This is a genomic window from Streptomyces griseorubiginosus, assembly GCF_036345115.1.
Lineage (GTDB): Bacteria > Actinomycetota > Actinomycetes > Streptomycetales > Streptomycetaceae > Streptomyces > Streptomyces griseorubiginosus_C.
Genome location: NZ_CP107766.1, coordinates 9,176,939 through 9,189,997 on the forward strand (window position 1 = coordinate 9,176,939; position 13,059 = coordinate 9,189,997).

8 protein-coding genes are annotated in these 13,059 nt (G+C 72.7%); 3 read left to right on the top strand and 5 right to left on the bottom strand.

Annotated elements, in window-relative coordinates; all coding sequences use genetic code 11:
* Positions 1 to 23 precede the first annotated feature (23 nt).
* The 4 genes from OHN19_RS41365 to OHN19_RS41380 are packed head-to-tail and all read right to left on the bottom strand — an operon-like array spanning position 24 to position 8,211.
* Complete coding sequence (locus OHN19_RS41365) at positions 24 to 947, bottom strand: alpha/beta hydrolase family protein (RefSeq protein ID WP_330269148.1); 924 nt, start codon at positions 945 to 947, stop codon at positions 24 to 26.
* Between the two features lie 22 nt (positions 948 to 969).
* Entirely contained in the window at positions 970 to 4,947 is a 3,978-nt protein-coding gene (locus OHN19_RS41370; RefSeq protein WP_330269149.1) for a type I polyketide synthase, read from the bottom strand.
* The gene (locus OHN19_RS41375; RefSeq protein WP_330269150.1) at positions 4,944 to 6,644 is read right to left on the bottom strand and encodes a fatty acyl-AMP ligase; all 1,701 of its coding nucleotides are present in this window, start codon (positions 6,642 to 6,644) and stop codon (positions 4,944 to 4,946) included. Before OHN19_RS41375 ends, OHN19_RS41370 begins: the two co-directional genes overlap by 4 nt.
* Before the next feature lie 25 nt (positions 6,645 to 6,669).
* The gene (locus tag OHN19_RS41380) at positions 6,670 to 8,211 is read right to left on the bottom strand and encodes an acyl-CoA carboxylase subunit beta (protein WP_330269151.1); all 1,542 of its coding nucleotides are present in this window, start codon (positions 8,209 to 8,211) and stop codon (positions 6,670 to 6,672) included.
* 509 nt (positions 8,212 to 8,720) lie between these two features.
* Here OHN19_RS41380 and OHN19_RS41385 point away from each other — a divergent pair.
* The 3 genes from OHN19_RS41385 to OHN19_RS41395 all read left to right on the top strand — a co-directional run bounded on the left by OHN19_RS41385 (position 8,721) and on the right by OHN19_RS41395 (position 11,551).
* Positions 8,721 to 9,188, top strand: coding sequence for a DUF485 domain-containing protein (locus OHN19_RS41385; RefSeq protein WP_330269152.1), 468 nt, complete (start codon positions 8,721 to 8,723; stop codon positions 9,186 to 9,188).
* Positions 9,182 to 10,774, top strand: coding sequence for a cation acetate symporter (locus tag OHN19_RS41390; protein WP_330269153.1), 1,593 nt, complete (start codon positions 9,182 to 9,184; stop codon positions 10,772 to 10,774). Before OHN19_RS41385 ends, OHN19_RS41390 begins: the two co-directional genes overlap by 7 nt.
* Positions 10,775 to 10,882: 108 nt before the next feature.
* Complete coding sequence (locus OHN19_RS41395; RefSeq protein ID WP_330269154.1) at positions 10,883 to 11,551, top strand: YceI family protein; 669 nt, start codon at positions 10,883 to 10,885, stop codon at positions 11,549 to 11,551.
* A gap of 75 nt (positions 11,552 to 11,626) precedes the next feature.
* On the opposite strand, the gene OHN19_RS41400 is transcribed toward OHN19_RS41395, so the two are convergent.
* Positions 11,627 to 13,033 (bottom strand): cytochrome, encoded by a 1,407-nt coding sequence (locus tag OHN19_RS41400; RefSeq protein WP_330269155.1) that lies wholly within the window; start codon positions 13,031 to 13,033, stop codon positions 11,627 to 11,629.
* Positions 13,034 to 13,059: the final 26 nt, after the last annotated feature.

Below are 13,059 nucleotides of genomic sequence, written 5' to 3' on the forward strand. Positions count from 1 at the left end.
TCCGTGCCCCGACGGTACCGACATCACACCGGCACCCCCAGAGCGCGGGCGAGCATCGGCCACGACGCGGTGAACTCCTGCTTCCAGTACGCCCAGCTGTGTCCTCCTCCTGCGTAGAAGTGCGTGGTGACCGGGATCCGCAGCAGCGCCAGCGTGTTGGCGAAGCCCTGCGCGGAGGGCCACAGGGCGCTCTCCAGCGCCTCGGGCAGCCAGTCACCGGTGCCGCCCGCCAGACCGCTGCCCTGGGAGACGTACAGGGCGGTGCCGCGCAGGCCGGTGGCGCGGTCGCGGGGGTTGAAGTCGCGCCAGGTGAGCAGGTTCAGGATCGGGTTGCCCCACAGCGAGGCGGGCGCCAGGTTCTCGCGGGCCACGATGGCGTCCATCAAGGTCGGGACGCCGGGTGCCATGGTGTCGAGGATCCCGCTGTAGGAAGCCGCCGCGGTGAACAGGCCCGGGTGCCGGGCCGCGTGCGCCATGGCGCCGTAGCCCCCGGTGGAGACCCCCGCGACGGCCCGTACGCCGGAGGCCCGGTAGCTGCGGGCGAGCAGCGCCGGAACCTCCGTCAGCTGGAAGGTCTCGTAGTCGGGTCCGCCGCGCCAGGCGGTGGGGATGCCGGTGGGGCCCGCGTCGGGCATCGCGACGATCAGGTCCCGGCCCGCGGTGAAGGCCTCGATGTCCGTCTCCCGGGTCCAGGACGTGTAGTCGTCGTGGGCGCCGTGCAGCAGGTACAGCACCGGGTAGGTCCGGGTGGGCTGCGCGTCGAAGCCCGTGGGCAGGATCAGCCGCACCGGCGCGCTGCGGCCGAGCGCGGCGGAGGACACGGACACGTCCACGGTGCGCGACGAGAGCGCGGCGGCGGGCCGGGCGCCGATCAGGGCGGCCAGTCCGGCACCGGCCGCGGCCTTGGTGACGGTACGTCGGGACACTGCGGTGGGGCGACGGTGCATGGCGGCTCTCCTCGGATCACGTTCAGCGGGTTCTCGCGGCGAGTTCTCGCCCCAGGTGCGCGGCGATCTCGTCGACGTGCGGCGGGTCGAGCAGCGACAGGTGGTGTCCCGCGACCGGCACGACGGTCAGGTCCGGGCACACCTCGTCCCAGCCCAGCGCCTGGTCGTCGCGTTCGTAGGCCGGATCACGCACGGTGTGCGGGGCGGGTTCCGTGGCCCGGTACAGGACCACCGGCCCCTCGTGAAGGCCCGGCCGGTGGGCCTCGCCGATCCTCAGGTCCAGGTAGGAGGAGCGCTGGTGCTCCAGGGCGGCGGCCGGCACCTCGGCGCGGGCGCGCAGGATCCCGAGCACGGTGTCGATCCGCTCGCCGTCGTCGTCCATCGCGAGGAGTTCGTCGTACGGCAGCTCCAGCCGGACCCCGTAGACCTCCGAGACGTGCCGGGCGAACCCCTCGAAGTGGGCGCGGACCCGGTCACCCGGTGTGCGGTCGGGCCGGGGGAGGGGCCGCACGGAGTCGATCAGCGCCACGAGCTCCACCTCCCGCCCCGCGGCGGCGAGTTGGCGCGCGGTCTCCTGGGCGACGAAGCCGCCGAAGGACCAACCGCCCAGCAGACAGGGTCCGTCGGGGTGGACGGCGGTGACGGCCTCGGCGTAGCGGCGCGCCTTCTCGGTCACCGTGCGGGCGTCCTCGATGCGTTCGAGTCCGTACACCGGCCGCTCGTTGCCGAGGCGTTCGGCCAGGGCCCGGTAGACCTCGCTCGTGCCGCCGGCGGCGTGCACGAGGAAGACCGGGGGACGGTCGCCGGTGGCGCGGAGCGGGCGCACCACGGCCGGCACGGCTGGCCGGAGCCGGTCGGCCAGTTCCTGGACGGTGGTGGCGCCGAGCAGGTCGCGCAGGGGCAGTTCGACGGCGAACTCGCGCTCCAGGGCGGTACGGATCCGCACCGCCATCAGGGAGTCCAGCCCGAGGTCGGCCAGCGCGGTGGCGGGGGTGACCCGGTCTGCGGGGTGGCCGGTGACGGTGGAGATGTGATGGCACAGGCGGCCGGCGACGGAGGTGTCCTGCGCCGCGTCGGGTTTCCTGGCCCGCACTTGGGCAGGGGCGGCCGGTGCGTTCGCGGGGACCGCCCCCCGCCCGTCCGTCCACCAGTACCGGACATGCTTCCAGCGCGGCGCCGGCAGATCGACGACCCGTCCGGCCGGGAGCGGCAGCCGTCCGCCCGCGCAGTAGAGCGAGCCCAGCTGGGTGAGGAAGTCCGCGCAGCCGTCGCCGTCCCTTCGGAGGGTGCCGATCGCGAGGGCACCGGGCGTGGTGTCGGTGACGGCCCGCGTCAGGACCGGGTGCGGCGAGATCTCGACGAAGACGGAGTGACCGTCGGCGGCGGCCGCGGCGACGGCCCGGTCCAGCCGTACGGGCCGGCGCAGGTTCGCGGCCCAGTGGGCGGCGTCGAAGACACTGTCGCCGCGCGGGTCGTCCAGGACGGTGGAGTAGACGGGCACTTGGGGCGCGCGACCGCCCAGATCGGCCAGGGATTCGGTCAACTCCGCGAGGAGCGGTTCGACTTGGGGGGAGTGACCGGCCCCGACCACCCGCATGGACCGGGCCGCCCGCCCCTGTCCCTCCAGCCATCGCACCAACCGCGCCACCGCCGGTTCCGCGCCGGTGACGACCTTCTGGCCCGGCGAGGAGTGGACGGCGACGTGGACGTCGGGGAAGTCCCGTGCCAGGGCGTCGAGTTCACCGTCCTCCAGGTCGACGACCGCCATCGCCCCGCCCCGCAGCCCGCTCAGCAGCCGGGCCCGCACGGCGACGATCCTGGCCCCCTCCGACACGTCGAGGGCGCCCGCGCACACCGCGGCGGCGACCTCGCCCAGGGAGTGGCCGATGACGGCGGCGGGCTCGACGCCGTAGGAACGCCACACCTCGGCGAGCGCCACCTGGAGTCCGAAGAGAACGGGCTGGGCGACCTCCAGCCGGTCGAGTGCGCACCCCGATGACAGCCGCTCGTACAGCGACAGCCCGCACTCCGCGTCGAGCTTCTCCACGGCGGCGGCGAAGGCGGGTTCCTCGGCCAGCAAGCGGCGCCCCATCCCGGCCCACTGACTGCCGTACCCGGAGAAGACCCACACCGGGCCCCGCCCGACGAGGTCCCGGTCACCGGTCACGACCCGTCCGTGCATTGACGCCCCGGACCGGTGTCCCCGTGCCAACGCGTCCAGTCCGTCCGCGAGTTCGGCGCGGTCCCGGGCGACCACCGCCGCCCGTACGCTCCCGCGTCCCGCACGGCCCGCCAGTGTGCGGGCCACGTCGGCGGGGTGCTCGGAGGCGGTGCGGAGCCAGTCGGCGAGCCGGGCCGCGGTGTCCCGCAACCGCTCCTCGTCCACGTCGGACAGGACGTGGAGCCGGGCCCCGGGTTCCTCCCCCGGACGCGAGGGCAGGACTCCGGGCCGCCATTCCTCCAGCACTGCATGGGCGTTGGTGCCGCCGAAACCGAACCCGGAGACCCCGGCGGTGGCCGTACCGCCGTAGCGCGTCCAGGGCTCGCCCTCCGACACCACCCGCAGCCGCTCGTCCTCCAGGGCGCTGCCCCCGGAGCAGTGCAGGGACGGCGGGATGACGTCATGGTGCAGGGCGAGGACCGTCTTGACCAGCCCGGCGATGCCCGCGGCGGACTCCAGGTGCCCGAGATTCGACTTCACGGAGCCCAGCAGCAGCGGTTGGTCGGGGTCGCGGCCCGCACCCAGCACGGCACCCAGGGCGCCCGCCTCGATCGGGTCGCCGAGCGGCGTGCCGGTGCCGTGCGCCTCGACGTAGTCGATGTGCGCCGGGGACAGCCCCGCCCTTGTGCAGGCGGTCGCCAACAGGGCTTGCTGGGCGGCCGGGTTGGGGGCCAGGAGGCCGTTGGAGCGGCCGTCGGAGTTGACGGCGGTGGCGCGGATGACGGCGAGGACGCGGTCGCCGTCGCGCTCGGCGTCGGACAGCCGCTTCAGCAGCACGGCCGCACAGCCCTCACCGCGTCCGATGCCGTCGGCGTGCGGCGAGAACGGCTTGCACCGCCCGTCCGGCGCGAGGGCACCCGCGCGCCGGAACGCCACGGTGACGGTGGGGGAGAGCAGCAGGTTGACGCCCGCCGCGATCGCCGTGTCGCTCTCGCCCGTGCGCAGGCTCACGCAGGCATGGTGCACGGCGACCAGTGAGGACGAGCACGCGGTGTCGACGGCCATGCTCGGCCCCCGCGTGTCCAGCACGTACGCCAGCCGGCCCGCGGTCACGCTCAGCGCGCCGCCCGCCGGCGCCCAGGGGTCGACGGCCGCGGGGTCGGCGCCGGTGAGCGCGCCGTACTCCGGCGCCGAGACCCCGACGAAGACCCCGGTGGCGGTGCCGGCGAGGGAGGCGGCCGGGACGGCGGCATGGGCGAGCGTCTCGTGCACGACCTCCAGGAGGATCCGCTGCTGCGGGTCCATCACGGCGGCCTCGCGCGGGGTGATCCGGAAGAAGTCCGCGTCGAACCCGGCGATGTCGTCGAGGTAGCCGCCGTAGGGAAGCGCGTCCTCGGGCGGGAAGGCGGTGAAGTCGCGCCACCTGTCCTCGGGCACCCGCCGGATCGCGTCGACCCCGTCGGTCAGCAGCCGCCAGTAGTCCTCCGGGCCGTGAACCCCGCCGGGCAGACGGCAGCCGAGGCCGATGACGGCGACGGGCTCCCCGAAGGCCGAAGGTGCCGCCGCCGCGGGGACCGGACCCGGTTCGGGCCCAGCGGCCGTCCGGCACAGGTGCGCCACCAGTGCCTCCCCGGTGGGCGCCTCCCACAGCAGTGTCGCCGGCAGCTCCCGCCCGGTCAGCCGGGACAGCTCCCCGGCCAGCACGACCGCGTCCCGCGAGGCCATCCCGAGATCCGCCGGCGGCCGGTCCATCGGCACCTCGGTGACCGGTGTGCCGGTCCACTCGGCCAGCCGCTCCACCACCAGCCGGCGCACCGCGCCCGCGTCCACGGCTCTCACGCGGCACCGCCCACCGCGTAGGCGCCCGCGAGATACCGCTCCCGCGTGAGCGCCCGGGACACCTTGCCGCTGGACGTGCGGGGCACGGTGCCCGGCGCCACCAGGACGACGTCGGCGAGCCGCAGTCCGTGCCGGGCCGACACGGCCGCGCGCACCGCCCGCACCAGAGCCGGTACGTCGAGCTCGGCGAGGCTGGTGGTCCGGGTGTGCTCGGCGACCACGACCACCCGCTCACCCGAGCCGCCCGCCACCCCGAACGCGGCGAGCCGGTCCCGTCGCAGTGCCGGATGCGTGTCCTGGACGGTGGCCTCCACGTCCTGCGGGTAGTGGTTGCGGCCGTCGACGACGATCAGGTCCTTGAGCCGCCCGGTGACGAGCAACTGCCCCTCCAGGACGGTCCCGAGGTCACCGGTGCGCAGCCAGCCGTCCGCGCCGAAGACGCGCCGGGACTGCTCCTCGTGGTGGAAGTAGCCGCGGCCCACGTTGGGCCCCCGCACCTGGATCTCACCGACCTCGCCCTCGGACAGGACGGCCTGCGAGAGGGGATCGGCGATCCGGATCCGCTGTCCCGCCGGGGCACCGCAGCCCGCCAGCAGGACGGCCCTGGGATCGTCGGGGCGCGCCGGCAGCGCCTTGCCCTCGGCGAGCGCGTCCCGGTCGAGCGCGAACCGGCGCAGCGGCTGCCCCGGGCGGGCGGCGCTGACGAAGACGGTCGCCTCGGCGAGGCCGTACGAAGGACAGTGCGTCCGCGCGCCGAGCCCCTGCTCCGCGAAGGCCGCCTGGAAGCGGTCGGCCGTGGTGGGGCGGACCGGTTCGCTGCCGTTGATGAGCGCGAAGACGCCGTCCAGGCGCAGCTCCGCCTTCTGCGCGTCGGTCACCGTCGAGGCGCAGTAGTCGTAGGCGAAGTTGGGCGCCGCGCTCAGCGCCCGCGGATGCGCGGACAACAGCCGCAGCCAGCGGGCGGGTTCGTGCAGGAAGGCCACCGGGTCCATGAGCACCGACAGCAGCCCCCGTACGACCGGGGCGGCGACACTCAGGACGAGTCCCATGTCGTGGTAGAGCGGCAGCCAGCCCACGCACGTCACCGGGTGCGCGTCCGCGCCGTAGGCGGTCAGTGCCTGACGGGCGTTGGCGACGACGTTGCCGTGCCCGATCTCCACGCCCGCCGGGGTGCGCGTGGACCCCGAGGTGTACTGGAGGTAGGCGACCTCGCCGTCCACCGGCTCGAGGTCGCCCGCGGCGGCGTCCGGCACCTCGTCCACGGCGACGACCCGGTCGCCCGACTCCCTTACCTGCTCCAGGTGTCGGCTCGTCGTCAGGACCACGGCGGGCCGCGCGTCGGCCAGCACCGCCGTGAGCCGGTCGTCCTGTCCGGGCAGACCCGGCGGATACAGCGGTACGGCGACGAGGCCCGCGGTGAGCGCCGCCAGGAACCCGGTGACGTACTCCAGCCCCTGGGGGCACAGCAGCGCCACCCGGGCCCCGGGCTCGGCCTCCTCCGCCAGCCGGGCGGCCACGGCACGGACCCGCAGGTCCAGCCGGCGCCAGGTCAGGGTGCGGTGGACGCCCCGCGAGCCGGGCGCGGGATGGTCGACGAAGGTGAACGCCCGTCGCTCGGGCGTGGTCTCGGCCCAGTGCCGCAGGTACTCCGGCAGCGTGCGGAAGGCGGGGGCGAGCGGGGGACGGCGGCTGTCCATCAGGCTGGTCTCCTCGCGAGACGGGTCAGAGCGGGATGTTGCCGTGCCGGCGCTCCGGCATCGGGGCACGCTTGCCGCGCAGCGCACGCAGGGCGCGGCAGATGTGGGCGCGGGTGTCGTGGGGGGCGATCACGGCGTCGACGTAGCCGCGCTCGGCGGCGAGATAGGGCGTGCCGTGGGTGTCCTCGTAGGCGGCGACCAGCCGGGCCCGCAGCGCCTCGGGGTCGTCGGCGGCGGCCAGTTCCCGCCGGTGCAGGACGCCCACCGCGCCCTCGGCACCCATCACCGCGATCCGCGCGGTCGGCCAGGCGAGGTTGATGTCGGCGCCCAGGTGCTTGGAGCCCATCACCGCGTACCCGCCGCCGTACGCCTTGCGCACCACCACCGTCACCTTCGGCACGGTCGCCTCGGCGTAGGCGTACAGCAGCTTGGCGCCGCGCCGGATGATCCCGGCCTGCTCCTGCCGGACCCCGGAGAGATAGCCCGGCACGTCCGCGAAGGTCAGCAGCGGAATGCCGAACGCGTCGCAGAACCGAACGAAACGCGCCGCTTTCTCGGAGGCGTCGATGTCCAGCACCCCGGCCGCGTGCAGCGGCTGGTTGGCGACCACCCCGACGGACCTGCCCTCGACGAGCGCCAGCGCGCAGATGATGTTCGGCGCGAACAGCTCCTGGACCTCCAGGAGTTCACCGTCGTCGACGACCGCCCGCAGGACGTCCCGCATGTCGTAGGCCTGCCCGAGCCGGTCCGGCACGATCTCGTCGAGCGGGATGTCGGATGGCGGCGGCAGGGGCGCGTAACTCGGCGGCCGCTCCAGGTTGTTGACGGGCAGGTACGACAGCAGCTCCCGTACGGTGTCCAGGGCCTCGGTCTCGTCGGCGGCGAGGAAGTGGGCGTTGCCGTTGAGGGAGTTGCTGGTGCGGGCGCCGCCCAGTTCCTCGGCGGTGGCGCGTTCCCCGGTGACCGCCTCGATGACGTCGGGCCCGGTGACGAACATGTGCGAGGCGCCGTCCACCATGACCGTGAAGTCGGTGATGGCGGGGGAGTAGGCGGCCCCGCCGGCACACGGTCCGAGGACGACCGAGATCTGCGGGATCACCCCGGACGCCTGCACGTTGCGGCGCACCAGCTCGGCGTAGAGGGCGAGGGAGACGACCCCTTCCTGGATGCGGGCGCCGCCACCGTCGTTGAGTCCGATCACCGGGCACCCCGTGCGCAGGGCGAGGTCCATGAGGGCCACCGTCTTCTCGCCGAAGGCCTCGCCCATGCTCCCGCCGAACACCGTGGAGTCCTGGGAGAACACACAGACGGGCCGCCCGTCGATGGTGCCGCACCCGGTGATCACCCCGTCCCCGTAGGGGCGGTCGGTGCCGTCCCCGGTCGGCCGGGCCCGCACGAACAGGCCGGTCTCGGTGAACGAACCGGGGTCCAGCAGCAGGTCGATCCGCTCGCGGGCGCCGAACTTGCCGCGTCTTCTGGGCCGGTCCCCGGCCACGGCCCGCGCCCGGCGGGCCTCCAGCGCGAGAACGCGGTCGGCGGTGCGGTCGGGCAGGCGTGTCGTCGTCACCTCTACTGTCACTGCCACCTCCGAAGTGGCCTTCGAATATGGCAGCGCCCCCAGGTCGTGCCGAGCCCAACGCCGTTCTGTTTGCGCGAGGTGAGTCCCGCAGAGCCGGCCTTGCTCCGTGGGTGACAAGCGCCCGTCAGCGACGGGGGAGTCCCCTGTGCACTGCATTTGAGACAACCTGGCCGGAGAGAAGGTGCAGACCTATTCGGCGGGCCCGCCTTTTCGCAGGCCGTGGGATGGCGCGTACATGTATCGCAGCGCGTGAATGAGTCAGCTCCGAGATCGGGTTGTACCGGCCGGTTGATAGTTCAACGGCGGCGCTGCAACAATCCCGGTCCCGGCCACGTCGTCGACCCGACCCATCGGCCGTAACCCCCACCAGGCTCCTCGAGAAGCGCGCAATTCGCATCGCGTGAATTCCGGATTCACGAACTCCCCACAAGTCCGCTCAGACCATGGCTCCGGTGTGCCTTTGTCGGGCGACCGGCGCGGCAGCGAAGAAGGTGCATGTGTCACGGCATTCCACGGGGCTCGGCGGACCGCCGTTCCCCTACGAAACAGGCCCCGAAGCCGGTCTCGGCGGCGGCGAGCGGCCGTCGGTGTCCGGCCGGCCGGAGTATCAGGCGCTCCGCCGCGCCCACCGCCGGTTCGGTGTCCGGGCCACCGCCGTGGCCGTCGGCGGATTCCTCCTGTACGTCCTGCTGTCCAGCTTCCTGCCCGGCCTCATGAACACCCCCCTGAGCGGCCACCTCACGATCGGACTGGCCCTGGGGCTGGGGCAGTTCGTGCTGATGGGCGTGATCGTGTGGCGCTACCTCGTGCACGTGCGCAGTAACGTCACCCCGGTGGTCCGCGGTCTGCGCGGCCTGGTCCGGCACCAGGAGGGCGAGGACCGCCGCCAGGGCGCCGGAGGCCGCCGGCACGGCGCCTTCGAGGCGCGCGCCGGCCGGCACGGTGAGGAGTTCCGCCCGTGGTGACGTTCGGCGCCTCCGTCGTGGACCGCCTCAGCCTCCAGCTGACCCTGGTCCTGTTCCTGTCCGTGGTCGTCGTGACCCTGTTCACCGCGCTGCTGACCGCCCCCCAGCGCGACGAGATCGGCGAGTTCTACCTCGGCAACCGGGTGATGTCGCCGCTGCGCAACGGCCTGGCCATGTGCGGCGACTACCTGTCGGCCGCGACCCTCCTCGGCAGCACCGGCCTGGTCGCCCTGACCGGGTACGACGGACTGCTGTACCTGTGCGGCACCGCCGTCGCGTGGATGATGGTCCTGCTGCTGATCGCCGAACCCCTGCGGAACACCGGCAAGTTCACCCTCGGCGACACCCTCGCGATCCGTCTCTCCCGGATGCAGCGGCCGGTCCGGCTCGCCCTGGCACTGTGCACGCTGACCATCACCGTCCTCTATCTGGTCGCCCAACTCGTCGGCAGCGTGGCCCTGTTGACGCAGTTCACCGGCGAACCCAGCGCGGCCACCCGGACCCTGTGCGTCGTCGTCATCGGTACCGTCGTCATCGTCTACGCGGCCATCGGAGGCATGCCGGGCGCCACGTTCATCCAGGTCGTCAAGGCGGTCATGCTCATCTCCGGTGTCACCGTGACCGCCGTGATGGTGCTCCACCGCTTCGACTGGAACGTCGGGAACCTCCTCGCCGCCGCCGCGGACAACAGCGGTCAGGGCGCGCGGTTCCTGGAACCCGGCCTGCGCTACGGCGGCAGTGTCACCAGCAAACTCGACTTCCTCAGCCTCCAGTTGGCGATCGTGCTCGGCCTCGCCGCCCTCCCGCACGTGATGATGCGGCTGCTCGCCCCGAAGTCGGTCGACGTCCTGCGCACCTCGGTGGTGTGGGCGATGGGCCTGGTCAGCCTCGTCTGTCTGGCGGCCGGCATCCTCGGTCTCGGCGCCACCGCCGTCCTCGGCAGCGACACCATCGCGCGCAACGACCGCACCGGGAACGCCGCCGTCCTGCTGCTGGCGCACGACCTGGGCGGTGCCGTCCTGACCGCCCTGCTGTCCTGCCTGGCCTTCGTCACCCTCCTCGCGGTCGCCGCGGGCCTCACCCTGGCCGCCGCGTCCTCCCTCGCCCACGACCTCTACGGCGAGGTGATCCGCAAGGGCCGGGCCACCGAGACGGAGGAGCTGGCCGTGGCCCGGCTCGCGGCCGCCGTCATCGGCATCCTCGGCATGCTGCTCGCGCTGATCTCCTGGGGCGCCAACTCCGCGACCCTCGCCTTCCTCGCCTTCGCCATCGCCGCCTCCGCGATCCTCCCCACCCTCGTCTTCAGCCTCTTCTGGCGGCGCTTCACCGCGCAGGGCGCCCTTCTCAGTCTGTGCGGGGGCCTGCTCTGCTCGGTGGTCCTCGTCGTCCTCTCCCCGGTCGTCTCCTCGGCGCCCGCCTCGCTCTACCCGAACGTCGATTTCGCCTGGTTCCCCTTGCAGAATCCCGGAATCGTCTCGATCCCGGCCGGCTTCCTCCTCGGCTGGCTGGGTTCGATACTCAGCCGTCCCGAAACAAAGGAGACATACGAGGACTTCGAAGTACGCAGCCTCGTAGGGGTCGACTAGCCGATTTCGCCCCTCATTTCCGAGAACCGTGTGGCGAACACGTGGATATTTCGTCTGCGGCCGATCAAGGCTTGCGGCGACAACTCGCGTGCAGTAATTAGGTGATGCATGAACTTGTTCAACCGTGGCACCATGTTCCGTCGCACGGACCGCGCGGAACCCGCCGACGTCTCCCAGCCCCCCACCGGGTCGTCGGCCACTGCCACAGCCGTCCTTCCGGACCCCGGACTGGCGGCCCTGACCGGGGAATGGGCCATCGACCCCGCGCACAGCAGGATCGGCTTCTCCGTGCGTCACGCCATGGTGACCACCGTGCGCGGGGCGTTCCTGGAGTACCAGAGCCGCCTCTACTTCGACGGCCGCGACCCGTCCCGCTCGCAGGCGGAGATCATCGTGTCCACCGGGAGCGTCGACACCGGCGTGGAACAGCGGGACGGGCACCTGGTGGGCCGGGACTTCCTGGACTCCGCGAACTACCCGCGCATGCGGTTCGTCAGTACCGGCGTCGAGGTCGCGGGCCCGGACCTGTACCGGATGACGGGAGACCTCACCATCAAGTCCGCCACGCGTCCCGTGGTCCTGGAGCTGACCTACATAGGTCATGTCACCGACCCGTTCGGCTACCAGCGCGCCGGCTTCGACGGCACCACCACCATCAACCGCTCCGACTGGGGCCTGACCTACAACAGCAAGCTCGCCGAGGGCGGCGCGATGGTCAGCGAGAAGGTACGCCTCCAGTTCGACATCGCGGCGATCCGGACGCCCCCGGTCGGCTGACGGCAACTCCGGCGCACGAAGGGGGGCACGCACTCGCGTCCGAGTCCGTGCCCCCTTCGGTCCCTCAGACCTGCGTCAGCGTCCGCGTACCAGCCCCGCCAGATAGCGCCACAGCGACGAACGCGGTCGTACGGCGGTCCCGTCGGCCGGGGTGTCCGGGCCCGAGCCGGCCGGTGCCGGGAGCGGCGGGCCGGAGGGCACCGGCAGGGCCTGCGCGTCCGAGAGCGTGTACCGCACCGGCAGCGAGCGCAGCCCGCGCATGAACGGCGAGGAACGCCACGGCAGTTGGTCGACCGGCAGGGACAACTCCAGTCCGGACAACCGCTCGAAGAGCCTGCTCACCCCGATCGCCGCCGCACCACCGGCCAGTTCACGGGCCGGACACTGCCGGGGACCCGCACCCCACGACAGATGCGCCCGGGTGCTGATCGTCGACTCGGGGCACACCTTCGCGGCGAAGGCCGGGTCCGCGTGCGCGGCGCCCACCGACACCCACACCGGATCGCCCGCGGCGATGGTGTAGTCGCCGAGCTTCATGTCGGTGAGCGGGAACCGCGGCACGAAGTTGATCAGCGGCGGCTTCTGCATCACCACCCGGTTCATGGTCTCCCTGATCAGCCCCGCCGACAGACTGGCGCTCGCGGGCAGGTTGCCGGTGATGACCTCGACGACGGTGTTGGAGATCAGGATGCCGACGTGGTCCGACGTCATCCCGAGCAGCATCATCAGCTCGCGCGACAACTCCTCGACGCTCAGGCCGGGATGGGAGGCGAGCAGATAGGAGGGGAAGTCGTTGCCCGGCTCCTTCATCTTCGACTCGCCGAGCTCCGACAGCGTGGCCAGCAGCCGCTCCAGCGCGGGTCCCGCGTCGGGGCCCGCGTCCAGCACCCGCCACATGTCCATCAGCGCGTCGTCGTGCTGCGAGCCGGGGAAGCCGAGCAGATGACTGGCGAGCATGAGGGGCAGCGGCCGCGAGAACTGCGCGGACAGATCCGCGAAGCCGGTGCGGCCGCCCTGGGTGAACAACGTGATCAGTTCGTCGGCGTCCCGGGTGATCTTCGCCTTGAGCTGCTTGGCGACCGGATGCCGGGGGTCCTGGAAGGGGCGCAGCGCGGTGTCCCAGGCCACCTTGAGCCCGCGGTAGCCCTCGCCGCCCTGGATCAGCACATGGTTGACGTCCAGTGAGGGCGCGAGCGGCCAGTCCGCGGGCAGCCGGCCCTCCCTGCGCGCCCGCCAGTTCTCGAGCCCCTTCGGCCACGCGTGGTCGTCCCGGAGCACCTCCAGCGACTCCTCGTAGCCCAGCACGAGCCAGACGGGCACGCCCAGCAGGTCGACCGGTGCCACCGGGCCGTGGGTCCGGCGCAGCCGCTCGTACACGATCGCCGGATCCCGTTCGTAGTCGCGGGTCATCAGCGGTTCGAGGCTCATCGACTCCAGCGACTCGTGACCGGCTGCCGAGCCGCTGTTCACTTGGACCCCCATGGCTTCCTTCCCTCGGTCGGGCGTAC

Coding starts and splice junctions, on each gene's coding strand:
- OHN19_RS41375 (WP_330269150.1), bottom strand. CDS start 6,644: ATGGACAGCCGCCGTCCCCCGCTCGCCCCCGCCTTCCGCACGCTGCCG.
- OHN19_RS41400 (WP_330269155.1), bottom strand. CDS start 13,033: ATGGGGGTCCAAGTGAACAGCGGCTCGGCAGCCGGTCACGAGTCGCTG.
- OHN19_RS41395 (WP_330269154.1), top strand. CDS start 10,883: ATGAACTTGTTCAACCGTGGCACCATGTTCCGTCGCACGGACCGCGCG.
- OHN19_RS41365 (WP_330269148.1), bottom strand. CDS start 947: ATGCACCGTCGCCCCACCGCAGTGTCCCGACGTACCGTCACCAAGGCC.